Raw genomic sequence first — 23,678 nt, forward strand, 5'->3', positions numbered from 1 at the left:
GCGGAAGGGCGCGACGACGTGAAGCCGCGCTCGCCCGCCCGGCCGGCAGGTCCGCGCCAGGGCAGGGAAGTGGTTGATGGCGGTCGCGGGCGCAGCGCGGGCGGGCGTGGCGGACGCAACGGTGGCGGGCGCACTTAGTCGACTCGCAGCGAGGCCCCCAGGGCGCACGCATTACGATGTCGAAATGCTAAGAATGGCGTTTGTGTAGTATAGTCGCTAAGGAGCTGGCGCCGCAGCGCGACCAGCTCTTCGGGCACCGTATTGTCGAACGTTACCGGGAGCTTTTACATGCATGCCGACCCACCGGCGGCACGATCGGTGTCGTCCGATGATTTCTTTCTTGCGCGTCAGCCCATACTGGGACGTGACCAGCACTTGGTCGCGTTCGAGCTGCTGTTTCGCGCAGCCGGCGAGCATGACGACGCCCAGCTCACCAATGGAGCGGCCGCCACCGCCGCCGTGATCTCGCACGCCTCGCTGCTCGGGATGGAGCAGGTGGTCGGCAAGCAGGTTGCCTTCGTCAATGTGGACGAAGTCGTCCTGATGAGTGACTTCGTGCGTTTTCTGCCGCCACGGAAGGTTATCCTCGAAATCCTCGAAACAGTCAAGCCAACTGAGCCGATCCTGGCCCGCGTGGCCGAGCTCAAGGCGCTCGGTTTCAAGTTCGCCCTCGACGATGTGGTGACCCACTCGGACGACATCAGCAAGCTGCTCGGCCTGGTCGACGTGATCAAGATCGACCTGCAGGGCGTCGGCCGCGAACGGCTGGCGCGGCTGGCGGCATCGTTCAAGGCGCCCACCTGCAAGTTGCTGGCCGAGAAGGTCGAGACGCAGGAAGAATTCGAGCTGTGCATGGAACTGGGCTTTGAATATTTCCAAGGCTACTATTTCGCCCGTCCCGCCATCCTTTCTGGCAAAAAGATGTCGCCGTCGGAGATGGCCATTCTGCACCTGCTGGAGCTGATCAACTCGAACGCCGACACGCAGACGATCGAATTGGCGGTCAAGCGCGATGCCCTGATCAGCCTGAACCTGCTGCGCCTGATGAACAGCCGCGCGGCGGGCGCCAGCCGGCGCATCGAGTCGCTGTCGCAGGCGCTGCTGCAATTGGGGCGGCGCCAGTTGCAGCGTTGGTTGCAGATTCTGCTGTACAGCGCGCCGGGCGGCCAGGTCGAGCTCGATTCGCCGCTGCTGCAAATGGCCACCACGCGCGGCAAGCTGCTCGAATTGATCGCGATGCGGGTATGGCCGGGCGACGCGGCCAGCGCGGAAAAGGCATTCACTGTGGGGATCATGTCGCTGATGGATGCGATGTTCGCCATGCCGATGGCCGATATCCTGGCACGGGCCGACGTCGATGACGCGGTGCGTGACGCGCTGCTCGAGCGCAAGGGCGACCTGGGAGTGATGCTGCAAGTGGCCAAGCTGCTCGAAGGCGCGGAAACGGGGAGGGCGCTGGCCGTGGCGCTCAAAAAACTCAAGCTGAGCGTCAGGGAGATTCGTGAGATCGAATTGGCCGCGTTCGAATGGGTGCGCGAGCTGGCGTACGAGGTGCACTGAAAGGGATTTTGTAGGGTGCGCACCCGTGCGCACGCGGTACGGTCGAGTAATGTTGGCTCCGGTAGGGACACGTACCGCGTGCGCACAGGTGCGCACCCTACGCCGCCGGGGCGGTGACCGACTAACCGCTTACTGCGCCAAAAACAAAAACACCGTCGGCTTCTTGTGAAACTCCGGCGCCTTGCCCGCCGCCAGCGCTGCCTTCCATTTCGCTGCCGTCAAGGTACGCACCGACTCGGTCGGCAAGCTCAGGTCGGTCGCCACGCAAATCAGCGTGCCCGGCTGGCAGCTCGCCACCAGCGCCTCCAGCATCGCCGCATTGCGGTAAGGGGTCTCGATCAGCAGTTGCGTCTGCTTTTCCGCGCGCGAGCGCTGTTCCAGCTCGCGGATGCGCTTGGCGCGCTGCGACGCGTCAAGCGGCAGGTAGCCATTGAACGCGAAACTTTGCCCGTTAAGCCCGCTCGCCATGACCGCCAACAGCAGCGAAGACGGCCCCACCAGCGGACGTACCAGAATCCCGTGCTGGTGCGCCAGCCGCACCAGGTCGGCGCCCGGGTCGGCCACCGCCGGCACACCGGCTTCGGACACCAGTCCCGCGTCGCGCCCCGCCAATAGCGGCGCCAGCAGGGCGGAAAGCGCCTGCGGCGGCGTATTGACGTTCAGTTCGGTGATCTGGATTTCTTGCAGTGGCCGCGCCAGCGGATGGTCCACCGCCACCAGCTTTAAAAAGGCGCGCGCCGTCTTTGCGTTCTCGGCCACGAAATAGTCGAGGCGCGACGTGAGCGCCTGCACCTGTTCGGGCAGGATATGCGCGAGCGCGCCGGGCGCGGCGTCGACAGGGCCAAGGGTATTGGGGATCAGGTACAGGGTGCCAGGCATGGGAAACTCAAATAAACAATCAGCAGCCGAAGAATTTGACGCCCGCGCGGCGCAGCATCGTGGTCAAAGCGATCAGGGGCAGGCCGGTGAGCGCAGTCGGGTCCGCGGACTCGACCCGTTCCAGCAGCGCGATTCCGAGCCCTTCGTTCTTGGCGCTGCCGGCGCAGTCATACGGGCGCTCGATGTGCAGGTAGGCGTCCAGTTCCTCGTCGGGAGAATCACGGAACGTGACGAAGGTCTGGACGTTTTCGATCTGAAAAGCGGCGCCCGGATCGGCAACCCGGCCATCCCACAGGCACAGGGCGGTATGGAACACGACCCGCCGCCCGCGCATTTTCTGCAGCTGGGCCAGCGCCCTGGGGTGGTCGCCGGGTTTGCCGATCTGTTCACCATCCAGTGTCGCGACCTGGTCCGAGCCGATTACCAGCGCGTGCGGATTGGCGGCGGCGATGGCCTGCGCCTTGGCGCGCGCCAGCCGCAACGCGGTCGCTTCCGGAGCCTCGCCGGCCAAAGGCGTTTCGTCGATACTGGGCGCGACCGATTCGAACGGCAGGTGCAGGCGCGCCAGCAGTTCGCGACGGTAGGCGGAGCTCGACGCCAGAATCAGGCGCGCTGGCTGGGAACTTGGTATCATGTCGGACGCTCGAACGGGATATTTATAAGTAAAACAAATACATAGCCTTATCCCGGCCAAGCAGTCAGGAGGCAACACGGCTAGTGGCCGTTGACCCCAAAAACTGCGCCAAGTCTTTGACTCCGCAGGGATAAGCCTGTTATTATCGCAGGTTTTCCGGGGAAGCTTTTCCAAATGAGCGCTTTTGTCATCGACGCCTTCGAGTTTTGCCGTAACCACGGCTACCGGGAAGGCGTGACGCCGGTGGCTGAAATGCCGCGCCTGGCGGCCGACTGCGCCGATTCGTCCGGCGAAATCCGCTGGTCGATCACGGGCGGCCAGACCAAGCAGGGCTACCCGTCGATGACCCTGTCGGTGGCCGGGACTGTGCAGCTGGTGTGCCAGCGCTGCCTGACGCCGTTTGGTTACGAGATTGATTCGTCGACGATGCTGGTGCTCGGGCGCGATGACGAGGAAGCCGACCAGATCGAGGAAATCCTCGACGATGACAGCATTGACGTGATCGTCGGCAGCAATTGCTGCGACATTCGCGACCTGCTGGAAGACGAGGCCCTGCTGGCGCTGCCGCAGGCGCCCAAGCATGAGGTGTGTCCGGATACGCAAATGCTGGATTCGCTGAAGTCTGAAAAGGTGTCGCCGTTCGCCGGCTTGAAGAACCTGAAATAATTAATTATTGGTATTGGTGCGGGTCAGGCTGCGGCCTGATCCCAACACGCTGTCGGGCCGGTCTGGCTCGGCAGGTGTCAAGAACGTGTCAAACGCGTGCAGCAGTCGAGTAGTGATCGTGGGCAGCGTTTCAAACATGTCGACAACTTTGGGTTGTCGCTGGGATACTCGATGCGCATGTATGTGCAAGTCGAATGTGTTAGAATTTTAGAACTTTAGTATTAGGAGTCATCATGGCAGTTCAACAGAATAAGAAGTCCCCATCCAAGCGCGGTATGCACCGTTCGCACGATTTCCTGGTCGCGCCGAACCTGGCTGTCGAGCCGACGACTGGTGAGACCCACCTGCGTCACCACATCAGCCCGAACGGTTTCTACCGTGGTCGCAAAGTCCTGAAGACCAAGAACGACGAGTAATCGACGTCTTGTCTCGTAGTGTCATGGAAGCGGTGCAGCGTATTAATCTTGCGTGGCGCCGCTTTTTCTTTGCCCCTGGCTGCAATTTGCACGTCATTTTGAATTCCGCGCATGCACAGGCGTCTGCTTGTTGCGTGGCGCGTCATGCCGTCCGTGCTGTGTGAGCCGCGGTACGAACCTCGCAAATGACAATTAAAATTTCCATCGACTGCATGGGCGGAGACCACGGCCCCTCAGTTACTATCCCGGCAGCCATTTCTTTCCTGAAGCAAGAACCCGAAGCCGAACTGGTTTTGGTCGGCATCGAGGAAGTGCTGCGGGCCGAACTCAAGAAACACCATGCCGACAGCAATCCCCGCCTGTCGGTGCTCGCCGCCTCGGAAGTGGTGGCGATGGACGATCCGGTCGAAGTGGCGCTGCGGCGCAAGAAGGATTCGTCGATGCGCGTGGCGATCGACGCGGTCAAGGACGGCCGCGCCCACGCGTGCGTCTCCGCCGGCAACACCGGCGCGCTGATGGCGGTGTCGCGCTACGTGCTCAAGACCCTGGCCAACGTCGACCGCCCGGCGATCTGCACCATGATGCCCAACGAGAAGGGCACCCCCACCTACATGCTGGACCTGGGCGCCAACGTCGATTGCGAACCGCACCACCTGCATCAGTTCGCGATCATGGGCTCGGTCCTGTTCTCGGCGATGGAAGGGGTCAAGCGCCCGACCATCGGCCTGCTCAACGTGGGCACCGAGGAAATCAAGGGAACCGAGCTGGTCAAGGCGACCGCCAGCCTGCTGCGGGCCGACCACGAGCGCGGACTGCTGAACTTTTACGGCTATGTCGAGGGCAACGACATTTTCAAGGGCACGACCAATGTCGTGGTCTGCGATGGCTTTGTCGGCAACGTGACCCTCAAGGCGGTCGAGGGTGTGGCCCACTTCTTCAAGTCGGCGTTCAAGGAAAACCTGCTGAGCATGCTGGGCGGGTTGCTGGCCTACGGGTCGCTCAAGAAGCTCAATCCCAAGAGTTACAACGGCGCCAGCCTGCTCGGCCTGAAGGGCCTGGTGTTCAAGAGCCACGGCGGGGCCGATGCCTTTTCTTTCGAATGGGCGATCCGGCGCGCCTTTGATGCGGCAAAATATAATGTGCAAGAGCAACTCTCGGCATTGATCGCCGAGCTGATGCCACACGACTCTGAAGTGCCAGGCTCAACTATCAAGCAGGGTGGGTAAGCAATGACTGTCTATAGCAAAATTATCGGTACGGGCAGCTACCTGCCGCCGCAACGTGTCACCAACGACGAACTGGCGGCGCAGCTGGCGAGCAAGGGGATCGAGACCTCGGACGAGTGGATCTTCACCCGTAGCGGCATCTCGGCGCGGCACTACGCCTTGCCTGAGCAAAACGCCTCGGACCTGGCGATCGCGGCGGCAAGCGCCGCACTCGAAATGGCCGGCAAGCGCCCCGACGAGATCGACATGGTGATCGTCGCCAGCTCGACCCCGGATTGCCACGGCAGCTTCCCGAGCACGGCCTGCATCGTCCAGCAGAAACTGGGCATGAACAATCACAGCGCCGCGTTCGACGTGTCGGCCGTCTGCAGCGGCTTCGTCTACGCGGTGTCGGTGGCCGATGCCTTCATCAAGGCGGGCAACCACAAGAACGTGCTGGTGATCGGCGCCGAGGTGTTCTCGCGCATCCTGGATTTCCAGGACCGCACCACCTGCGTGCTGTTCGGCGACGGCGCCGGTGCGGTGGTCTTGACCGCCTCGAACGAGCCGGGCGTGCTGTCGACCAAACTGCATGCCGACGGCAGCCATGCCGACATCTTGTCGATCCCCGGCAAGCTGGCCGGCGGCGCTGTCGCCGGCAGTGGCTACCTGCACATGGACGGCCAGGCGGTGTTCAAGCTGGCGGTCTCGGTGCTGGAGAAGGTTGCCACCGAAGCGCTCGACGCGGCGCAACTGACCCCGCTTGACGTCGACTGGCTGATCCCGCACCAGGCCAACATCCGGATCATGAAGAGCACCGCCAAGAAGCTCGGCCTGCCGGAAGAGAAGATGGTGGTGACCGTCGACCAGCACGGCAATACCTCGGCCGCCTCGATCCCGCTGGCGCTGGACGCCGCGGTGCGCGACGGGCGCATCAAGCCGGGCCAGAACGTGCTGATGGAAGGCGTCGGCGGCGGCTTTACCTGGGGCGCGATTCTTGCACGTATGTAATCGCCCGAATCTAATCGCCCGCATGTAATCAACAAAAAACTGGAAGAACACATCCATGAGCAAATTCGCATTCCTGTTTACCGGCCAGGGCTCGCAGGCCGTCGGCATGCTGAACGGTTTCGCCGGCAACCCGGTCGTCGCAGACACGGTGCGTGAAGCCTCCGAAGCGCTGGGCCAGGACATCGGCCGCTTGATCGCCGAAGGCCCGAAGGAAGAACTGGACCTGACCACCAACACCCAGCCGGTGATGCTGACCGCCGCAGTGGCGGTGTACCGCGCGTGGATCGCCGCCGGCGGCCCCAAGCCGTCGGTCGTGGCGGGCCACAGCCTGGGTGAATATTCCGCGCTGGTCGCGGCCGGCGTGATCCCGTTCCAGGACGCGGTCCCGCTGGTGCGCTATCGCGCCCAGTCGATGCAGGACGCGGTGCCGGTCGGGCAGGGCACGATGGCCGTGGTGCTGGGCTTGCCAGCGGACGACGTGCGCGCCGTGTGCGCGCAAGCCGCGCAGGGTGAGGTGGTCGAGGCCGTCAACTTCAACGAGCCGACCCAGATCGTGATCGCCGGCCATACCGCTGCAGTCGAGCGCGCCTGCGAGCTGGCCAAGGCCAAGGGCGCCAAGCGTGCCATGAAGCTGTCGGTCTCGGCGCCGTTCCATTCGTCCCTGCTCAAACCCGCCTCGGACCGCCTGCGCGAGTACATGGCCGGCATCGCGTTTGCCGCGCCGCAGATCGACTTGATCAATAATGTCGACGTGGCTATCCTGAGCGATCCGGACGCGATCAAGGACGCGCTGGTGCGCCAGGCTGCCGGTCCGGTGCGCTGGGTCGAGACGATGCAAAAGATGGCGCAGGACGGCGTCACCCAGGTCATCGAATGTGCCCCGAGCAAGGTCCTGATCGGTATGGCCAAGCGTATCGATCCGGTGCTGGCCGGCGACGCCCTCACGGACCAGGCAGCGCTCGAGCGCGTGCTGGCCGCGGTCGTTTGAGCCCACGAATAGTTACAACAAGAGGATATCAATGAATCTCGAAAACCAAGTCGCCCTCGTCACCGGCGCCTCGCGCGGGATCGGCAAGGCCATCGCGCTGGAGCTGGCCCGCCAGGGCGCCAAAGTGATCGGCACCGCCACCAGCGAGGCCGGCGCGCAGGCGATCGGCGGCTACCTGGAGCAATTCGGCGGCAAGGGCATGGTGCTCAACGTCACCGATGCGCAGCAGTGCGGCGCCGTCATCGACGAAGTGCAACAGGCCTTCGGCGGCATCACCATCCTGGTCAATAACGCCGGCATCACCCAGGACCAACTGGCCATGCGCATGAAGGACGAGGAGTGGGACAGCGTGATCGCCACCAACCTGACCGCGGTGGCGCGCCTGTCGCGCGCCGTGCTGCGGCCGATGATGAAGGCCAAGCATGGACGTATCATCAACATTACCTCGGTGGTCGGATCCAGCGGCAACCCGGGCCAGATGAACTACGCCGCCGCCAAGGCGGGCGTGGCCGGCATGAGCCGCGCGCTGGCACGCGAGATCGGCAGCCGCAACATCACCGTGAACTGCGTCGCGCCGGGCTTCATCGATACCGACATGACGCGCTCGCTCGGCGAGGCCCAGCATGAAGCCCTCCTGGGCCAGATTCCGCTGGGACGCCTGGGCCAGCCCGAGGACATCGCCCATGCGGTGGCCTTCCTGGCCGGCCCGACGGCCGCCTACATCACCGGCACCACGCTGCACGTGAACGGTGGTATGTACATGAATTGATGCGGCAATGCGCCGCAAACGGGCGCGCGGCTCGTGTGCCGCGCCCGTATTTGCGGTAAATTCTCATCTTTTAGCAGCAGTTTCAGCTGAGTTAAACGCAGACGCTGAAAATAGTTTTTCAACGCGCAAACCTGATAAAATGCGCGCACTTTCCGCAACACATACCTAATGGAGCCATAATATGTCGGATATCGAACAACGCGTTAAAAAAATCGTCGCTGAGCAACTGGGCGTTGCAGAAGCTGACATCAAACTCGAATCCTCGTTCGTTGACGATCTCGGCGCAGACTCCCTGGACACCGTCGAACTGGTGATGGCACTGGAAGACGAGTTCGAGATGGAAATCCCTGACGAGCAGGCTGAGAAGATCACCACCGTCAAGCAAGCCGTCGACTACGCTACCGCGCACGTCAAGGCCTAAGCTGTCAGAGTATTTCGGGAGAATCGCTTGAGTTCACGCAACCGTCGTGTCGTTGTGACCGGCCTGGGTTGCATTTCACCAATCGGCAACACCATCGCCGAGGCGTGGAGCGCAGCGCTGGCCGGCAAGTCCGGCATTGCCAACATCACCAGGTTTGACGCATCGCCATTTTCGACCCGTTTCGCCGGCGAAGTAAAAAACTTCAACGTCGAAGATTATCTTCCGGGCAAGGAAGGCCGCCACATGGATACCTTTATCCATTACGGCATGGCGGCCGGCATCCAGGCCCTGCAGGATTCGGGCGTCGAAGTGACCGAGGAAAATGCGGACCGCATCGGTGTGATCGTGGGGTCGGGCATCGGCGGCCTGCCGATGATCGAGGCCACCAAGGACGAGTACGCGGCCCGTGGCCCGCGGCGCATTTCGCCGTTCTTCGTGCCGGCGTCGATCATTAACATGATCTCCGGCGACCTCTCGATCAAGTTCGGTCTGCGCGGCCCCAACCTGGCCATCGTAACCGCTTGCACCACCGGCCTGCATTGCATCGGCGCGGCGGCGCGCCTGATCGAGTACGGCGATGCCGACGTGATGATCGCCGGCGGCGCCGAGTCGACCATCTCGCCGCTGGGCCTGGGCGGCTTCGCCTCGGCGCGCGCGTTGTCCTCGCGTAATGACGATCCGGCCACGGCTTCGCGTCCCTGGGACCGCGACCGCGACGGCTTCGTGCTGGGCGAGGGCGCCGGCGTGATGGTGCTGGAAGAGTACGAGCACGCCAAGGCGCGCGGCGCCAAGATCTATGCCGAGGTGGTCGGTTTCGGCATGAGCGCCGACGCCAACCATATCACCTCCCCGGTCGAGGATGGCAGCGGCGCGGCGCGCTGCATGGTGACCGCACTGAACAATTCCGGCATCAACCGCGACCAGGTGCACTATGTCAACGCACACGGCACTTCGACCCCGCTGGGCGACGTGGCGGAAGTGCGCGGCATCAAGCGCACCTTCGGCGAGCACGCCAAGAGCCTGGTGGTCAACTCGACCAAGTCGATGACCGGCCACCTGCTGGGCGGCGCGGGCGGCCTGGAATCGGTGTTCACCGTGCTGGCGGTGCACAACCAGGTATCGCCACCGACGATCAACATCTTCAACCAGGATCCGGAATGCGACCTGGACTTCTGCGCCAACACGGCGCGTGAAATGAAGATCGACTACGCCGTCAAAAACTCGTTCGGCTTCGGCGGTACCAACGGTACCCTCGTCTTCGCAAAAGTCTGAACCAAATCCGCCCACCCTTGTCAAAGAGGGTGGGCGCCTGATCTGCCCGGTTGGCGTGCAGCTGCCGGCGCTCTTTTTTTCCTCTCTATTCATGTCGATTGCGGTATCCGCCGTGGTCCGTCCATCACGCACGCTGCGTGTGCTGGCTGGCGCCTATGGCTTGGCAAATCTCGCGGCCGCGTTCGCCGTCGCGGTGTTGCTGCCTGCCCACTTCGCGCTGGCGCCGCTCGTGGTGGCCACCCTCGCGTGCGCAGGGGTCTTCCTGCTGGCGACCGGCATCGTGCAAACAAAGACGCGCCGAATTGATATTTCTGGAGTCGGGACACTACGCCTGACGGTACAACAAGACATACGCACAAACGACGCAGCCGGCCTTGCGGACGGCACCGCGGCAACGCTGTTGCCCGGTTCCACCGTGTGGCCGCAGCTCATGCTGCTGCACCTGCGCCTGGAACATGGCGGACGGATTCTACTCCCGGTCCTGCGCGACAGCGTGGCGCCGGGGGTATTCCGGGCCCTGGGCGTGGCGGTGACAGCAATCGGCGGACGCAACAAGCCGTTACAAGGGCAGTACAAAACACTTTGAACTTATTGCAGCGGGCCAACTCTATGCATAGGGACGCCGCCGCAGCCAATGGGACATGGTCAGTGACGACAGAACGGGAGTGTGATCAACTGCTGGTTGAGCGCGTCCAGGCAGGCGACCGGCAGGCGTTTGACCTTCTGGTGGCCAAGTATCAGCGCAGGCTGATGCGGCTGGTATCGCGCCTGGTGCACGATCCGGCCGAAGCCGAAGACGTGGTGCAGGAAACCTTTATTAAGGCTTACCGGGCATTGCGTCATTTCCGCGGCGAATCTGCGTTTTATACTTGGTTGTACAGAATCGGAATTAACACGGCAAAGAACTTTCTCGTCACACAGGGCAGGCGTGCACCGACCTCGACCGAGGCCGATGCGGAGCGCGCCGAAGCGTTTGACGATGCGGATAGCTTGCGCGACATAAACACGCCGGAAAGCGTGTTGGCCAGCAAGCAGATTGCCTATACGGTCAATGCCGCGATGGAAGCGCTGCCGCTGGAACTGCGGACGGCGATCGTCCTGCGCGAAATTGAAGGTTTGAGCTACGAGGAAATCTCCGAAGTGATGGCTTGTCCGATCGGGACCGTGCGCAGCAGGATTTTCCGCGCACGCGAAGTCATCGCCGACAAATTGAGGCCGTTGCTCGATTTGCCGGTTGACAAACGTCGGTAGGTAGCTATTGTTCCAAAGCAATATAATTTGGGAATTTGATCACACTACCGACGTGATGGACACACTGATGGATACCAACAAAAAAATCCGCGAGCACATTTCCGCCCTCGGCGACGGCGAATTGTCGGCATCAGATATTGAACTTGCATTTGCCGCGCTGCAAACGGCCGACGGCCGGCAGGCGTGGGAAGTCTACCACCGAATCGGCGACGTGTTGAGGGCGCAAAGTTCGCCCGACCTGTCGTCCGACTTCGCCGCGCGGCTCGCTGCACGGCTGGCCGAGGAGCCCGCGCATGGCAAGCAGGCGCCCCTGGCCGGCGAGGCCAAGGCGGGCGTCAGCATGGGCTCGCCGTCGGCGCCCTAGCGTGTGTTACGCCGGAGCGTGGTGTCAGCTCCCTGGCGCCTGTTACTCGGGAGCGTGGCGTCGACTCCCGTACCGTGTGTTTCCTGTCTTGGTTCCGGTCTCAAGCGGACTGAGCCGGAAGGCGTGCCGCCGGGTCCCAAACCTTGAGACCTTCCGGCACGTCTGGGCCGTCGCCGTCGTTCTCGGCAGCGCGCTGCGTGCCGCGACAATCGGCCGCTTTTGGCTTACCATTGCGTCAATCCCAGCCCTGAGCATTGATCCCATGACAAGCAAAATTGCTAACGCCTGGTTGTCTGCCCTGTTGCTTGCGGGCGCCCATTTGTTGTTCCTGCCGCCTGCGCTGGCGGCCCAGCCCTTGCCAGTCACGCCTGTTGTGGGACTGCCGGATTTCGCCGACCTGGTCGACCGGGTCGGCCCCGCGGTCGTCAACATCCGCACCACGGAACGGGTCAAGGTGGGGCAGGGCGACGAGCAGATGCAGGAGTTCCTGCGCCGCTTCTTTGGCCAGGCCGTTCCGCGCGGCAACCGCCGCGGGCAGCCGCAGCAGCCGGAAGAAGAGGTGCAGCGCGGCGTCGGCTCCGGCTTCATCATTTCCGACGACGGCTACGTGCTGACCAATGCCCACGTGGTCGAGGGCGCCGAGGAGGTCACGGTCACCCTGACTGACCGCCGCGAATTCAAGGCCAAGGTGTTGGGCGTCGACCGCCGGTCCGACGTGGCGCTGCTCAAGGTCGACGCGCGCAACCTGCCCAGCGTGCGCATCGGCGATTCGAGCAAGATCCGCGTCGGCGAATGGGTGATCGCCATCGGCTCCCCGTTCAACCTCGAAAACACCGTCACCGCCGGCATCATTTCGGCCAAGGCGCGCGATACCGGCGACTACCTGCCGCTGATCCAGAGCGACGTGGCGGTCAACCCTGGCAACTCGGGCGGACCGCTGATCAACATGCGCGGGGAAGTGATCGGCATCAATTCGCAGATCGCCACGCTGTCCGGCGGCTACAACGGCATCTCGTTTTCCGTGCCGATCGACGAAGTGATGCGCGTGGCGGAGCAGCTCAAGAAGACCGGGCACGTCACTCGTGGCAAGCTTGGCGTGAAGATCAGCGAGGTGACCAGCGACGTCGCCGAGTCGCTCGGCCTGGGCAAGGCCCGGGGCGCGGAAGTGGCCTTGGTCGAGCCCGGCGGTCCGGCGGAAAAAGCCGGGATCAAGGTCGGCGACATCATCCTCAGGTTCAACGGCCAGCCGATCGAAACCACGCGCGACCTGCCGCGGCTGGTAGGCGCAAGCAAGGTCGGCAGCCATGCCACCGTCACCATCTGGCGCCGCGGCGCCCAGCAGGACCTTCCGGTGACGATCGCCGAACTGAAGGACGAGATGAGCGAGAGCGGCGCCGCCTCCGGGCAGCCGAAAGGTTCCGGCGGCGAAGTGGCGCCCAACGCGTTGGGCCTGCGGGTGTCCGACCTGACGCCGGCTCAAAAGCGCGAACTGCAGGTCGCATCCGGTGTAGTGGTGGACGCGGCCACGGGGCGTGCAGCGTCAGCCGGCATCGAACAGGGCGACCTGATCTTGCAGGTGAACAATACCGAGGTCAAGAGTGCCGCCCAGTTCAACAGCCTGGTGGCCAAGCTCGACCCGAATAGGAGCGTGGCCGTGCTGGTCTCGCGCGACAGCGTGACCCAGTATCTGGTCATCAAGCCGCGCCAGTGATGCGGGTCCCGTTCACGCTGTACTCGCGCAGCTACTGCCATCTTTGCGAGGACATGCTCGCCGCCCTGCAGGCCTTGCAGGGCGACGGGCGGCGCTTTGAGGTGGAGGTCGTCGATGTCGACGCCGACCCGGCCCTGGTGGCGCGCTTCGACGAACTGGTGCCGGTGCTGTTCGGCGCGCCGGACCAGCCGGAACTGTGCCACTATTTTCTCGACGAGGCCGCCGTGCGCCGCTATGTTGCACTGTGTGAAGCGGCCTGGTGACTGCTTCGTTGCAAGCCCGGCAAGGCGGCCATTGGGGTGCCGAACAGTGAAGCGGGGCTTAAAATGCCCGGCCGCGGTGGCGGTCTGCCCCAGAATTCCGGCTTTCTCCCCTGAAATCCGGTAAAATGCGAAGCTTGGAAAAGCTTCTGCCCAACAGCATATCAGCTTCCCTTGCTTGATAAGGCGCTCACCTGGGGATTGCCACGCCCCCAACAGAGCGCTTTTTTCGTATTGCGCCGGTCCGCCGGTGCCGGGGCGCCCAGCCGCGCTCGCCGTCTTTTTGGTTTTTGAGTTTGTTAATGAACAACATACGTAACTTCTCCATCATCGCCCACATCGATCACGGTAAATCGACGCTGGCCGACCGCATCATCCAGCTGTGCGGCGGCCTGTCGGACCGCGAAATGGACGAGCAGGTGCTCGATTCGATGGACCTGGAACGCGAGCGCGGCATTACCATCAAGGCCCAGACCGCGGCGCTGCAGTACAAGGCGCGCGACGGCCAGACCTACAACCTGAACCTGATCGATACCCCGGGCCACGTCGACTTCAGCTATGAAGTGTCGCGCTCGCTGTCGGCTTGCGAAGGCGCACTGCTGGTGGTCGACGCCTCCCAGGGCGTCGAGGCGCAGACCGTCGCCAACTGCTACACCGCGCTCGACCTGGGCGTGGAAGTGATTCCGGTCCTGAACAAGATCGACCTGCCGCACGCCGACCCGGAAAACGCCAAGAAGGAAATCGAGGACGTGATCGGCATCGACGCGTCCGACGCCACCACCTGCTCGGCCAAGACCGGCCTGGGCGTGGAAGACGTGCTCGAGGCGCTGATTGCGAAAGTCCCGCCGCCCAAGGGCGACCCGGAGGCGCCGCTGCAGGCCCTGATCATCGACTCGTGGTACGACAGCTACGTCGGCGTCGTCATGCTGGTGCGCGTCGTGAACGGCACGCTGCGCCCGAAGGACAAGATCCTCTTGATGTCGACCGGCTCGCAACAGCTGACCGAGCAGGTCGGCGTGTTCACGCCGCGCTCGGTGCAGCTCTCCGAACTGACGGCCGGGCAGGTGGGCTTCGTCATCGCCGGCATCAAGGAACTGCACGCCGCCCGCGTCGGCGACACCATCACGCTGGCCCAGAAACCCGCGCCGGCGCCGCTGCCGGGCTTCAAGGAAGTCCAGCCGCAGGTGTTCGCCGGCCTGTTCCCGGTCGAAGCCAACCAGTACGACGCGCTGCGCGATTCGCTCGAAAAGCTCAAGCTCAACGACGCCGCGCTGATGTACGAGCCGGAAGTGTCGCAGGCGCTGGGCTTCGGCTTCCGCTGCGGCTTCCTGGGCCTGCTGCATATGGAAATCGTGCAGGAACGCCTCGAGCGCGAGTTCGACATGGACCTGATCACCACGGCCCCGACCGTGGTGTACGAGGTCATGATGCGCGACGGCACCGAGATCCGCGTCGACAACCCGTCCAAGATGCCGGAACCGTCCAAGATCGCCGAGGTGCGCGAGCCGATCGTGACCGTCAACCTGTACATGCCGCAGGAATATGTGGGCTCGGTGATGACGCTGTGTAATTCCAAGCGCGGCGTGCAGATGGACATGAGCTACCACGGCCGCCAGGTCAAGCTGGTCTACGAGATCCCGATGGCCGAGATCGTGCTCGACTTCTTCGACCGCCTCAAGTCGACCTCGCGCGGCTATGCCTCGATGGACTACGAGTTCAAGGAAAACCGCGCGTCGGACGTGGTGAAGGTCGACATGCTGATCAACAGCGAAAAAGTCGACGCGCTGGCGATCATCGTGCACCGCGCCAACGCCGCGTACCGCGGCCGCCAGGTCGCGGCCAAGATGCGCGAACTGATCCCGCGCCAGATGTTCGACGTGGCGATCCAGGCCGCGATCGGCGCCACCATCATTTCGCGCGAAAACGTGAAGGCGATGCGCAAGAACGTGCTGGCCAAGTGCTACGGCGGCGACATCACGCGTAAGAAAAAACTGCTTGAAAAACAAAAGGCCGGCAAGAAGCGGATGAAGCAGGTGGGGTCGGTGGAGATCCCGCAAGAAGCCTTCCTGGCCATCCTGCAAGTGGAAGAAAAATGAACCTGCAACCAATTCTCGGGAACTTCGCCCTGATCCTGTTCGTCGCAATGGTGATCACAGGCATCATCTGGTGCCTGGATGTGTTTTACCTGGCCAAGAAGCGCCGCGCCGCGGCCAATGCCGCACTGGCCGAGTACGACGCGCGCACCGCCAAGCTGACTGCCAACGGCATCAAGGTCGACTCCAACGATCACGCCAGAGCCGCGCTGGAGGCGGGCCTGCTGCGCCAGCCGACCTGGATCGAATACTCGGGCAGCTTTTTCCCGGTGATTGCGCTGGTGTTCGTGCTGCGCTCGTTCCTGTGGGAGCCGTTCAAGATCCCGTCGTCGTCGATGGTGCCGACCCTGCTGGTGGGCGACCTGATCCTGGTGAACAAGTACGCCTATGGCGTGCGCCTGCCGATCATCAACAAGAAGATCATCGATATCGGCAACCCGCAGCGCGGCGACGTGATGGTGTTCAAGTACCCGAAGGACGAGAGCCAGGACTACATCAAGCGCGTCATCGGCGTACCGGGTGATAAAATCACCTATGAAAACAAGCGCTTGACGATCAATGGCACGCCTGTCCAGTACGAGCCGATGGACGACTACCTCGACAACGAGCACCCGGTCTATTACAAACAGTTCCTGGAAAAGCTGCCCGATACGGCGCACCGTATCCTCAACGACGACACCAAGCCGCCGCTCGACTATGGTGGCGTCGAGAACTTCCCGCATCGTGAAAGCTGCACCTATTCGTACGACAAATTTACCTGTATCGTACCGGAAGGCAATTATTTTATGATGGGTGACAACCGCGACAACAGCGCTGACAGCCGTTACTGGGGCTTCGTTCCGGACAAGAATATCGTCGGCAAGGCATTCCTGGTCTGGATGAACTTCAGCAACCTGAAGCGCATTGGCGGCATCCACTAGTCCGGGAGGAACAGATGGAGTCGGGACAGCAAATTCGTTTTGACAGACAACGCGGTATCTCGTTGTCGGGCCTGGTCGCGGCGCTGGTCGTGATCGGCTTTGTTGCCGTGTTCGCCTTGAAGCTGGTGCCGGCCTACGCCGAGTTCAGCGCGGCCAAGGACGCGATCGCCAGGGCCAAGGCCGCGGGCGGCAGCGTGGGCGAGATGCGATCGGTATTTTCCAAGAATGCCGACGTCAACAACATCAGCTCCGTCACCGCCAGGGACCTGGTATTTTCCCGGGACGGCGGCGACACCGAGATCAGCTTTTCCTATGAAAAGCGCATCCCGCTGGCAGGCAATGTCAGCCTGCTGATCGATTATGCGGCCACCACCGACAAGAGCGGCGTGGTCGCGGCGCAAAGCGCCCAGCAGCAATAAATACACGGCGCGCCTCGCGCGCTCCGTACCAACCAGACAACGACGATGAATCTTCAGTTATTGCAAACCCGCCTGGGTTACACGTTCCGGGATGCTGGCCTGTTGCAGCAAGCCCTGACGCATCGTAGCCACAGCAGCTTGCATAACGAGCGTCTCGAATTCCTCGGCGATTCGATCCTCAACTGCGTGGTGGCGTCGGTGCTGTACGACCGCTTCACCGGACTGGACGAGGGCGACCTGTCGCGCTTGCGGGCGAACCTGGTCAAGCAGCAATCGCTGTACGAGATCGCGCAAAAGCTCGAGTTGTCGCAGTTCCTGCGGCTGGGCGAAGGCGAACTGAAGTCCGGGGGCTTCCGCCGGCCGTCGATCCTGGCCGACACGCTCGAGGCATTGCTGGGCGCGATCTACCTCGATTCGGGCTTCGACGCGGCGCGCGACGTGATCCGCGCGTTCTACATCCCGATCCTCGACACGGTCGACCCGCGCACCCTCGGCAAGGACGCCAAGACGCTGCTGCAGGAATTCTTGCAAAGCAAAAAGATATCGCTGCCGACCTACAACGTGGTGGCCACGCACGGCGCCGCGCACAGCCAGGAATTCGAGATCGAATGCCTGGTTCCCAAGCTGGGCATCCAGGTCTTTGGCCGCGGCGGCAGCCGCCGTGCCGGCGAACAGGCCGCCGCCCGGCTGGCGCTCGAAGTGGCCGGGCAGGCGCTGCAGAAAAGCCCGGCGGCCGGTCGCAAAGCCAAGCCGCGCGCGGCGCAACTCAAGCTCGCTGGCATCGCCACCGTGCAGGACACCGCGCCATCCGATGAACCGGCGACCGCGGAGCAATCCACCAAGGATGCGCGCGGCGACGCCAAGCAACAAAAACAAGCAGGATCGAAGTCAGCATGAACGACGGCACCACCACTGAACATTTCCGCTGCGGCTACATTGCGATCGTCGGCCGCCCCAACGTGGGCAAGTCGACCCTGATGAACGTGCTGATCGGCGCCAAGGTGTCGATCACCTCGCGCAAGGCGCAGACCACGCGTCACCGCATCACCGGCATCCAGACGACAGATGACACGCAGTTTATTTACGTCGACACGCCGGGCTTCCAGACGCGCCACGCCAACGCGCTCAACAAAACGCTCAATAAGACCGTCGCCAACACCCTCACGTCGTCGGACGTGATCCTGTTCCTGGTCGAGGCGGGCATGTTTGGTCCCGCGGACCAGCAGGTGCTCGACCTGCTGCCCAAGAACGTGCCGGTGATCCTGGTGATCAACAAATCGGACCGGATGAAGGACAAGGCCGAATTGATGCCGTTCGCGCAAAAAGTCGCTGCGCTGCACGACTTTGCGGCCATCGTGCCGGTGTCGGCCAAGCTGCGCTTCCAGGTCGAGGCGCTCGAGGGCGAAATCCGCAAGCACCTGCCGGAAAACCCGCCGATCTTCGGCGCCGATGACATCACCGACCGCAGCGAAAAATTCCTGGCGGCCGAGATCGTGCGCGAAAAGGTGTTCCGCCTGCTCGGCGACGAGTTGCCCTATACCAGCACGGTGGTGATCGAGAAATTCGAGCAGGAAGGCAACCTGCGCCGCATCTTCGCCGCGATCCTGGTCGAGCGCGACAGCCACAAGGCCATGATCATCGGTAACAAGGGCGCCCGCCTGAAAGAAATCTCGACCCAGTCCCGGCTCGACATGGAAAAACTGTTCGGCGGACCGGTGTACCTGGAAATCTGGGTCAAGGTCAAATCCGGCTGGGCCGATAACGAAGTGGGCCTGCGCGCCTACGGCTACGAGTAAGCGCGGGGGCCCATCGCCAGGCATGGCCAGCACCGACACCGACCTCATCGACAACGAGCAGGCGGCAACGCCCGCCCCGGCGGGAAGGCGCGGCCGTACACCATCGCGCGACGGCAGGGTCACGGGCCAGCCCGGCTTTGTGCTGCACAGCTACCCGTACAAGGAAACCAGCCTGATCGTCGACATGTTCACGCGCGACTACGGCCGCGTGGGGCTGGTCGCGAAGGGCGCCAAGCGCCCGCTGTCGAAGCTGCGCGGCGTGCTGCAGACCTTCCAGCCGCTGTCGGTGTCATGGAGCGGCAAGTCCGAACTGCGCACCCTGATCGACGCCGAATGGGTCGGCGGCATGCTTCCGCTGGAAAAGAATTCCCTGCTTTGCGGTTTTTACCTGAACGAACTGCTGGTCAAGCTGCTTGCGCGCGACGACCCGCACCCGGCATTGTTCGACCACTACGTGGCCACGCTCAACGAACTGGCCCACGACGAACCGGCGCAAATCGTCTTGCGAAAATTCGAACGGGCCTTACTTAAGCAAACGGGCGTGGCGGCAGACCTCAGCCGTTCGACCACGACCCGCGACGCGGTCGAGCCGGGCGGGCAGTACGCCATCGATCCCGAACGCGGCGCGCGCGAAGCGCAGGACAGCGACCAGGGACCCATCGTCTCCGGCAAGACCCTGCTCGACATGGAGCGCGGCGACTACGGCGACCCGCAGACGCAGGCGCAAAGCAAGCAACTGATGCGCTATCTGCTCGCATATCACCTGGGCGGCGCGCCGCTGAACACGCGCCAGATATTGATCGACCTGATGCAGCTTTAACAAAAACAGACATGAGTTTCCTCGACCCCGCCGGCCCGGTCATCGACCTGGGCGTGAACATCGACCACGTGGCCACCCTGCGCAATGCGCGCGGCACCACCTATCCCGATCCGCTCAAGGCGGCGCTTCTGGCCGAACAGGCTGGCGCCGACCTGATCACCCTGCACCTGCGCGAAGACCGCCGCCACATCAAGGACGCCGACGTGCTCGCGATCCGTCCCCAGCTCATGACCCGCATGAACCTGGAAGCGGCGGTGACGCAGGAGATGATCGACTTCGCCTGCCAGGTCAAGCCGCAGGACGTGTGCCTGGTGCCCGAGCGGCGTGAGGAAGTGACCACCGAGGGTGGCCTGGACGTGATCCGCTACTACAAGGAGGTGGAAGCCGCGATCAAGCAGTTGAAGGGCGAGGGCATTCGCGTCTCGCTCTTCATCGACGCCGACCAGAAGCAGATCGAGGCTGCGGCCGCAGTTGGCGCGCCGGTGATCGAATTGCACACCGGCCGCTATGCCGAAGCCGAAGGCGATGCGGTGGCGGCCGAACTGGAACGCATCAAGCAGGGCGTGCGGGTTGGCGTGGCCAACGGATTGAAGGTCAACGCCGGCCACGGCCTGCACTACACCAACGTGCAGCCGATCGCGGCGATCAGGGAGATCGACGAACTGAACATCGGCCACGCGATTGTCGCGCATGCCGTGTTCGCCGGCTGGGAAAACGCCGTGCGCGAGATGAAGGCGATCATGGTCGCCGCGCGGCTGGGCGTAGCGCTGGCGGCGCAGGCATGATCTACGGGATCGGCACCGACATCGTGCAGATCTCGCGCGTCGAGGCCGCCCTCGCGCGCAATGGCGAACGCTTCGCCGAAAAAATCCTGGGCCCGCAGGAGATGGAAAAATACCTGGCTCGCAAAGCGAGGAGCGAAGTACGGGGCCTGCGCTTCCTGGCCACGCGCTTCTCGGCCAAGGAAGCGTTTTCCAAGGCGATCGGGCTCGGGATGCGCATGCCGATGACCTGGCGCAGCGTCCAAATCCTCAACGCGCCGAGCGGCAAACCGGTGGTGGTATGCAGTGGCGCGCTGGAAGAGTTTATGATTCAAAATAGGCTGACAGCGCAGGTATCGGTGAGCGACGAAGCCGACTACGGCGTCGCCTTCGTCGTGGTGACACAGGAAGAGGAACGAGGGACGTAGGGTGCGCACCTGTGCGCACGCGGTACGGTCGCATCACGTTGGCGCGTCCGGTCTAAGTTAACTTCATTCAGGCGTTCGCTCAGCACCCGAAAATTCATTGGTAATGGAATGACCGAAGCAACCCATCCCGCACAAACAGCAGAACCCCCAGCCTCGCCAAGCGCGCGCGAGCAGGTGCTCGCGACGGTGGCCAAGCTGCCCGACCTGCCTGGCGTCTACCGCTATTTCGACGCCAGCGACGCCGTACTGTACGTCGGGAAGGCGCGCAACCTCAAAAAACGCGTCTCAAGCTACTTCCAGAAAAACCTCTCGAGCCCGCGCATCGCCATGATGGTCGAAAAGATCGCGCGCCTGGAGACCACGGTCACCAACAGCGAGGCCGAAGCGCTCATCCTCGAAAACAACCTGATCAAGACGTTAAAGCCCCGCTATAACATCCTGTTCAGGGACGACAAATCGTACCCGTACCTGAAGATCACCGGTGGCGCCGCGCCGCGCATGGCGTATTACCGCGGCGCGCTCGACAAGAAGAACCAGTACTTCGGCCCGTTCCCCAGCGCGTGGGCGGTCAAGGAATCGATGCAGATCCTGCAGAAGGTCTTCATGCTGCGCACCTGCGAAGACAGCGTCTACGCGAACCGTACGCGCCCGTGCCTTCTGCACCAGATCGGCCGCTGCAGCGCGCCGTGCGTGGACGCGATCTCTCCGGACGACTACAAGGTCGACGTCGACAACGCCGCCAAATTCCTGCGTGGCCGCCAGACCGAAGTCCTGGCCGACCTCGAAGCCAAGATGCACGGCTACGCCGAAAAGCTCCTGTTCGAGCAGGCTGCCTCCGTGCGCAACCAGATCCAGTCGCTCTCGCGCGTGCTGCACCAGCAAAGCATGGAAACGACCGGCGACGCCGACGTCGACGTGATCGCGGTGGTGGTGCAGGGCGGCCGCGCCTGCGTGAACCTGGCGATGGTGCGCGGCGGCCGCCACCTGGGCGACCGGGCCTACTTCCCGACCCATGTAGCCGAAGCCCTGGGCGAAGCGCCGATCGAAGTGGAAGTGCTGTCCGCCTTCCTGGCGCAGCATTACACCGACAAGTTCATCCCCGGCACGCTGATCCTGAACATCGAGTTCGACCAGCCCGAACTGATGATGGCGCTCACCGAGCAATGCGGGCACCGCATCAACCTGATCTTCCAGCCGCAGGGCCAGCGCCGCCAGTGGCTGGACCTGGCGCACAAGGGCGCCGAAATTGCGCTTGCGCGCCTGCTGTCCGAACAAGGCTCGCAGCAGTCGCGCACGCGCGCGCTGGCCGAGGTGCTGGCGCTGGACGCGGAAGATCTCGACAGCCTGCGCATAGAGTGCTTCGACATCAGCCACACCGCGGGCGAAGCGACCCAGGCATCGTGCGTGGTGTTCCATCACCACGCCATGCAGAACAGCGAATACCGCCGCTACAACATCACCGGCATCACGCCGGGCGACGACTACGCGGCCATGCGCCAGGTGCTCACGCGCCGCTACGAAAAGGTCGCGAGCGGCGACGGCGTGATGCCGGACGTGGTTCTGGTCGACGGCGGCAAGGGGCAGGTCGAAATGGCGCGCCAGGTGTTCTCGGAACTGGGTCTGGACATCAGCCTGATCGTCGGCGTGGCCAAAGGGGAGGGGCGCAAGGTCGGCCTGGAAACGCTGATCTTCGCCGACGGCCGCCCGCCCCAGGAACTGGGCAAGGAATCGGCTGCGTTGATGCTGGTGGCCCTGATCCGCGACGAAGCGCACCGTTTCGCGATCACCGGCATGCGCGCCAAGCGCGCCAAGGCGCGCCAGGCCTCGCAGCTGGAGGAGATCGAAGGCATCGGCCCGAAGCGCCGTCAGCGCCTCCTTGCGCGCTTCGGCGGCCTGCGCGGCGTGATCGACGCCAGCGTCGAGGACCTGATGTCGGTCGAAGGCATCTCCAGCACCCTGGCCGAAGAAATCTACCGCCAGTTGCACTGACCAACGCCCGAAACGAAAGGGGTAGGGTGTGCAGCTTTGCTGCGCACGCGGTCACCGCAGGCAGGCCCGCGACCCACTTCGGACCCAACTGGTCTAAATGTCAAGAGCCATGTAGACTAGCGGCGCATGCATTTTTAACGGTAAACCAGATCACGTATTTATGCCTTTCAACATCCCGATTCTCCTGACCTGGTTACGTGTAGCCCTGATTCCCTTAGTGGTTGGCGTCTACTTCCTGCCGCACAATTGGCTTCCTCCGGCCGAACGCAATCTTGCAGCGACGCTTGTATTTATTGTTGCCGCAGTCACTGACTGGTTCGACGGCTTCCTCGCCCGGCGCTGGAACGAAACCTCGGCCTTCGGCGCCTTTCTCGACCCCGTCGCCGACAAGCTGATGGTGGCCGGCGCGTTACTGGTGCTGGTACAACTCGACCGCGTCAACGCGATCCTCGCCTTCATCATCATCGGCCGCGAGATCACGATCTCGGCGCTGCGCGAATGGATGGCTGAAATCGGCGCGCGCAAGTCGGTTGCCGTCAGCTCGCTTGGCAAGATCAAAACCGCGGCCCAGATGGTCGCGATTCCGCTGCTCCTGTTCCATGACGTCGTGTTCGGCGTGATCGACACCCATTACTGGGGCCAGTACCTGCTGTGGGTGGCGGGCGTGCTGACCGTATGGTCGATGTTCTACTATCTGCGCCGCGCGTGGCCTTTAATCAAGGAAAGAGCGGGAAACTTATAAGATTTGTTCTATGGCATCCTTGACGTTCGGCCTAGAACGTCTATAATGCCTGCCTGTTGCGAACGACAGTTCAGCAGACGAAAGACGAAGCGGGAGTAGCTCAGTTGGTAGAGCGCAACCTTGCCAAGGTTGAGGTCGAGGGTTCGAGACCCTTCTCCCGCTCCAGAGTCTGCAGCATAATCGGTAGCATGGTTGTCTTTGAAATCGGAGCGATTTCTGCGACAATCGACGTTTCAAGCATGCGGGAGTAGCTCAGTTGGTAGAGCGCAACCTTGCCAAGGTTGAGGTCGAGGGTTCGAGACC

27 protein-coding genes and 1 tRNA gene are annotated in these 23,678 nt (G+C 63.0%); 25 read left to right on the forward strand and 3 right to left on the reverse strand.

Annotated elements, in window-relative coordinates; all coding sequences use genetic code 11:
- Window positions 1–288 precede the first annotated feature (288 nt).
- Window positions 289–1,560 (forward strand): EAL and HDOD domain-containing protein, encoded by a 1,272-nt coding sequence (locus tag E4O92_RS07010; protein ID WP_135189048.1) that lies wholly within the window; start codon window positions 289–291, stop codon window positions 1,558–1,560.
- Window positions 1,561–1,689: 129 nt separating this feature from the next.
- Here the strand turns inward: E4O92_RS07010 and E4O92_RS07015 are convergent, their stop codons facing one another.
- Window positions 1,690–2,439 carry an SAM-dependent methyltransferase gene (locus tag E4O92_RS07015; protein WP_135189049.1) on the reverse strand — a complete coding sequence of 250 codons (750 nt, stop codon included), beginning with the start codon at window positions 2,437–2,439 and terminating at the stop codon, window positions 1,690–1,692.
- A gap of 19 nt (window positions 2,440–2,458) precedes the next feature.
- Window positions 2,459–3,073 carry a Maf-like protein gene (locus tag E4O92_RS07020; protein WP_135189050.1) on the reverse strand — a complete coding sequence of 205 codons (615 nt, stop codon included), beginning with the start codon at window positions 3,071–3,073 and terminating at the stop codon, window positions 2,459–2,461.
- 174 nt (window positions 3,074–3,247) lie between these two features.
- Here E4O92_RS07020 and E4O92_RS07025 point away from each other — a divergent pair, with 174 nt between their 5' ends.
- Entirely contained in the window at window positions 3,248–3,739 is a 492-nt protein-coding gene (locus tag E4O92_RS07025) for a YceD family protein (protein WP_135189051.1), read from the forward strand.
- On the opposite strand, the gene E4O92_RS24755 is transcribed toward E4O92_RS07025, so the two are convergent.
- Entirely contained in the window at window positions 3,740–3,877 is a 138-nt protein-coding gene (locus E4O92_RS24755) for a hypothetical protein (protein WP_167759722.1), read from the reverse strand.
- 95 nt (window positions 3,878–3,972) lie between these two features.
- Between E4O92_RS24755 and rpmF the strand changes: the two genes are divergently transcribed.
- The 23 genes from rpmF (at window position 3,973) to E4O92_RS07140 (ending at window position 23,540) form a co-directional block, all read left to right on the forward strand.
- A complete protein-coding gene (rpmF, locus tag E4O92_RS07030) occupies window positions 3,973–4,155 on the forward strand; it encodes a 50S ribosomal protein L32 (protein WP_028104096.1) in 183 nt (60 codons plus the stop codon).
- Between the two features lie 185 nt (window positions 4,156–4,340).
- Window positions 4,341–5,381: a phosphate acyltransferase PlsX gene (gene plsX / locus E4O92_RS07035; protein WP_135189052.1), complete on the forward strand. Its 1,041-nt coding sequence runs from the start codon at window positions 4,341–4,343 to the stop codon at window positions 5,379–5,381.
- Window positions 5,382–5,384: 3 nt separating this feature from the next.
- A complete protein-coding gene (locus tag E4O92_RS07040) occupies window positions 5,385–6,371 on the forward strand; it encodes a beta-ketoacyl-ACP synthase III (RefSeq protein ID WP_135189053.1) in 987 nt (328 codons plus the stop codon).
- A gap of 55 nt (window positions 6,372–6,426) precedes the next feature.
- Window positions 6,427–7,359, forward strand: coding sequence for an ACP S-malonyltransferase (fabD, locus tag E4O92_RS07045; protein ID WP_135189054.1), 933 nt, complete (start codon window positions 6,427–6,429; stop codon window positions 7,357–7,359).
- Between the two features lie 31 nt (window positions 7,360–7,390).
- Entirely contained in the window at window positions 7,391–8,128 is a 738-nt protein-coding gene (gene fabG / locus E4O92_RS07050) for a 3-oxoacyl-ACP reductase FabG (protein ID WP_135189055.1), read from the forward strand.
- A 181-nt stretch (window positions 8,129–8,309) separates the two neighbouring features.
- Window positions 8,310–8,549: an acyl carrier protein gene (acpP, locus tag E4O92_RS07055; RefSeq protein ID WP_135189056.1), complete on the forward strand. Its 240-nt coding sequence runs from the start codon at window positions 8,310–8,312 to the stop codon at window positions 8,547–8,549.
- A 27-nt stretch (window positions 8,550–8,576) separates the two neighbouring features.
- Window positions 8,577–9,821, forward strand: a complete 1,245-nt coding sequence (gene fabF, locus E4O92_RS07060) for a beta-ketoacyl-ACP synthase II (RefSeq protein ID WP_135189057.1) — start codon at window positions 8,577–8,579, stop codon at window positions 9,819–9,821.
- 55 nt (window positions 9,822–9,876) lie between these two features.
- Entirely contained in the window at window positions 9,877–10,407 is a 531-nt protein-coding gene (locus E4O92_RS07065) for a flagellar hook-length control protein (RefSeq protein WP_135189058.1), read from the forward strand.
- 23 nt (window positions 10,408–10,430) lie between these two features.
- Window positions 10,431–11,072, forward strand: coding sequence for an RNA polymerase sigma factor RpoE (gene rpoE, locus E4O92_RS07070; protein ID WP_167759723.1), 642 nt, complete (start codon window positions 10,431–10,433; stop codon window positions 11,070–11,072).
- A gap of 67 nt (window positions 11,073–11,139) precedes the next feature.
- Entirely contained in the window at window positions 11,140–11,436 is a 297-nt protein-coding gene (locus E4O92_RS07075; protein WP_135189060.1) for a sigma-E factor negative regulatory protein, read from the forward strand.
- A 262-nt stretch (window positions 11,437–11,698) separates the two neighbouring features.
- Window positions 11,699–13,147 (forward strand): DegQ family serine endoprotease, encoded by a 1,449-nt coding sequence (locus E4O92_RS07080; protein WP_135189061.1) that lies wholly within the window; start codon window positions 11,699–11,701, stop codon window positions 13,145–13,147.
- Window positions 13,147–13,410 carry a glutaredoxin family protein gene (locus E4O92_RS07085; RefSeq protein ID WP_135189062.1) on the forward strand — a complete coding sequence of 88 codons (264 nt, stop codon included), beginning with the start codon at window positions 13,147–13,149 and terminating at the stop codon, window positions 13,408–13,410. The genes E4O92_RS07080 and E4O92_RS07085 overlap by 1 nt, the downstream gene beginning before the upstream one ends.
- A 299-nt stretch (window positions 13,411–13,709) precedes the next feature.
- On the forward strand, window positions 13,710–15,503 hold the full coding sequence (gene lepA / locus E4O92_RS07090) for a translation elongation factor 4 (RefSeq protein WP_135189063.1): 1,794 nt from the start codon (window positions 13,710–13,712) through the stop codon (window positions 15,501–15,503).
- Window positions 15,500–16,420: a signal peptidase I gene (gene lepB / locus E4O92_RS07095; protein WP_135189064.1), complete on the forward strand. Its 921-nt coding sequence runs from the start codon at window positions 15,500–15,502 to the stop codon at window positions 16,418–16,420. The genes lepA and lepB overlap by 4 nt, the downstream gene beginning before the upstream one ends.
- Window positions 16,421–16,434: 14 nt before the next feature.
- Complete coding sequence (locus tag E4O92_RS07100) at window positions 16,435–16,839, forward strand: DUF4845 domain-containing protein (RefSeq protein ID WP_135189065.1); 405 nt, start codon at window positions 16,435–16,437, stop codon at window positions 16,837–16,839.
- Window positions 16,840–16,884: 45 nt separating this feature from the next.
- Window positions 16,885–17,736, forward strand: coding sequence for a ribonuclease III (gene rnc / locus E4O92_RS07105; protein WP_135189066.1), 852 nt, complete (start codon window positions 16,885–16,887; stop codon window positions 17,734–17,736).
- Window positions 17,733–18,635 carry a GTPase Era gene (gene era / locus E4O92_RS07110; protein ID WP_135189067.1) on the forward strand — a complete coding sequence of 301 codons (903 nt, stop codon included), beginning with the start codon at window positions 17,733–17,735 and terminating at the stop codon, window positions 18,633–18,635. The genes rnc and era overlap by 4 nt, the downstream gene beginning before the upstream one ends.
- 22 nt (window positions 18,636–18,657) lie before the next feature.
- Window positions 18,658–19,455, forward strand: coding sequence for a DNA repair protein RecO (gene recO / locus E4O92_RS07115; RefSeq protein ID WP_135189068.1), 798 nt, complete (start codon window positions 18,658–18,660; stop codon window positions 19,453–19,455).
- A gap of 11 nt (window positions 19,456–19,466) precedes the next feature.
- Window positions 19,467–20,240, forward strand: a complete 774-nt coding sequence (pdxJ, locus tag E4O92_RS07120; protein WP_135189069.1) for a pyridoxine 5'-phosphate synthase — start codon at window positions 19,467–19,469, stop codon at window positions 20,238–20,240.
- Entirely contained in the window at window positions 20,237–20,644 is a 408-nt protein-coding gene (gene acpS, locus E4O92_RS07125; RefSeq protein WP_135189070.1) for a holo-ACP synthase, read from the forward strand. The genes pdxJ and acpS overlap by 4 nt, the downstream gene beginning before the upstream one ends.
- Window positions 20,645–20,752: 108 nt before the next feature.
- Window positions 20,753–22,633, forward strand: coding sequence for an excinuclease ABC subunit UvrC (gene uvrC, locus E4O92_RS07130; protein WP_135189071.1), 1,881 nt, complete (start codon window positions 20,753–20,755; stop codon window positions 22,631–22,633).
- 160 nt (window positions 22,634–22,793) lie between these two features.
- Window positions 22,794–23,375 carry a CDP-diacylglycerol--glycerol-3-phosphate 3-phosphatidyltransferase gene (pgsA, locus tag E4O92_RS07135; protein ID WP_135189072.1) on the forward strand — a complete coding sequence of 194 codons (582 nt, stop codon included), beginning with the start codon at window positions 22,794–22,796 and terminating at the stop codon, window positions 23,373–23,375.
- Window positions 23,376–23,464: 89 nt separating this feature from the next.
- Window positions 23,465–23,540 (forward strand) — tRNA-Gly (locus E4O92_RS07140).
- The last annotated feature ends 138 nt before the right edge of the window (window positions 23,541–23,678 follow it).

This window comes from Massilia horti (assembly GCF_004614195.1).
Classification (GTDB): Bacteria; Pseudomonadota; Gammaproteobacteria; order Burkholderiales; family Burkholderiaceae_D; genus Telluria; species Telluria horti.

Bases quoted from the DNA above. Each gene is read 5' to 3' on its own strand.
- E4O92_RS07010 (WP_135189048.1), top strand. From the start codon at position 289: ATGCATGCCGACCCACCGGCGGCACGATCGGTGTCGTCCGATGATTTC.
- E4O92_RS07015 (WP_135189049.1), bottom strand. From the start codon at position 2,439: ATGCCTGGCACCCTGTACCTGATCCCCAATACCCTTGGCCCTGTCGAC.
- E4O92_RS07020 (WP_135189050.1), bottom strand. From the start codon at position 3,073: ATGATACCAAGTTCCCAGCCAGCGCGCCTGATTCTGGCGTCGAGCTCC.
- E4O92_RS07025 (WP_135189051.1), top strand. From the start codon at position 3,248: ATGAGCGCTTTTGTCATCGACGCCTTCGAGTTTTGCCGTAACCACGGC.
- E4O92_RS24755 (WP_167759722.1), bottom strand. From the start codon at position 3,877: ATGTTTGAAACGCTGCCCACGATCACTACTCGACTGCTGCACGCGTTT.
- rpmF (WP_028104096.1), top strand. From the start codon at position 3,973: ATGGCAGTTCAACAGAATAAGAAGTCCCCATCCAAGCGCGGTATGCAC.
- plsX (WP_135189052.1), top strand. From the start codon at position 4,341: ATGACAATTAAAATTTCCATCGACTGCATGGGCGGAGACCACGGCCCC.
- E4O92_RS07040 (WP_135189053.1), top strand. From the start codon at position 5,385: ATGACTGTCTATAGCAAAATTATCGGTACGGGCAGCTACCTGCCGCCG.
- fabD (WP_135189054.1), top strand. From the start codon at position 6,427: ATGAGCAAATTCGCATTCCTGTTTACCGGCCAGGGCTCGCAGGCCGTC.
- fabG (WP_135189055.1), top strand. From the start codon at position 7,391: ATGAATCTCGAAAACCAAGTCGCCCTCGTCACCGGCGCCTCGCGCGGG.
- acpP (WP_135189056.1), top strand. From the start codon at position 8,310: ATGTCGGATATCGAACAACGCGTTAAAAAAATCGTCGCTGAGCAACTG.
- rpoE (WP_167759723.1), top strand. From the start codon at position 10,431: ATGCATAGGGACGCCGCCGCAGCCAATGGGACATGGTCAGTGACGACA.
- E4O92_RS07075 (WP_135189060.1), top strand. From the start codon at position 11,140: ATGGATACCAACAAAAAAATCCGCGAGCACATTTCCGCCCTCGGCGAC.
- E4O92_RS07080 (WP_135189061.1), top strand. From the start codon at position 11,699: ATGACAAGCAAAATTGCTAACGCCTGGTTGTCTGCCCTGTTGCTTGCG.
- E4O92_RS07085 (WP_135189062.1), top strand. From the start codon at position 13,147: ATGCGGGTCCCGTTCACGCTGTACTCGCGCAGCTACTGCCATCTTTGC.
- lepA (WP_135189063.1), top strand. From the start codon at position 13,710: ATGAACAACATACGTAACTTCTCCATCATCGCCCACATCGATCACGGT.
- lepB (WP_135189064.1), top strand. From the start codon at position 15,500: ATGAACCTGCAACCAATTCTCGGGAACTTCGCCCTGATCCTGTTCGTC.
- E4O92_RS07100 (WP_135189065.1), top strand. From the start codon at position 16,435: ATGGAGTCGGGACAGCAAATTCGTTTTGACAGACAACGCGGTATCTCG.
- rnc (WP_135189066.1), top strand. From the start codon at position 16,885: ATGAATCTTCAGTTATTGCAAACCCGCCTGGGTTACACGTTCCGGGAT.
- era (WP_135189067.1), top strand. From the start codon at position 17,733: ATGAACGACGGCACCACCACTGAACATTTCCGCTGCGGCTACATTGCG.
- recO (WP_135189068.1), top strand. From the start codon at position 18,658: ATGGCCAGCACCGACACCGACCTCATCGACAACGAGCAGGCGGCAACG.
- pdxJ (WP_135189069.1), top strand. From the start codon at position 19,467: ATGAGTTTCCTCGACCCCGCCGGCCCGGTCATCGACCTGGGCGTGAAC.
- acpS (WP_135189070.1), top strand. From the start codon at position 20,237: ATGATCTACGGGATCGGCACCGACATCGTGCAGATCTCGCGCGTCGAG.
- uvrC (WP_135189071.1), top strand. From the start codon at position 20,753: ATGACCGAAGCAACCCATCCCGCACAAACAGCAGAACCCCCAGCCTCG.
- pgsA (WP_135189072.1), top strand. From the start codon at position 22,794: ATGCCTTTCAACATCCCGATTCTCCTGACCTGGTTACGTGTAGCCCTG.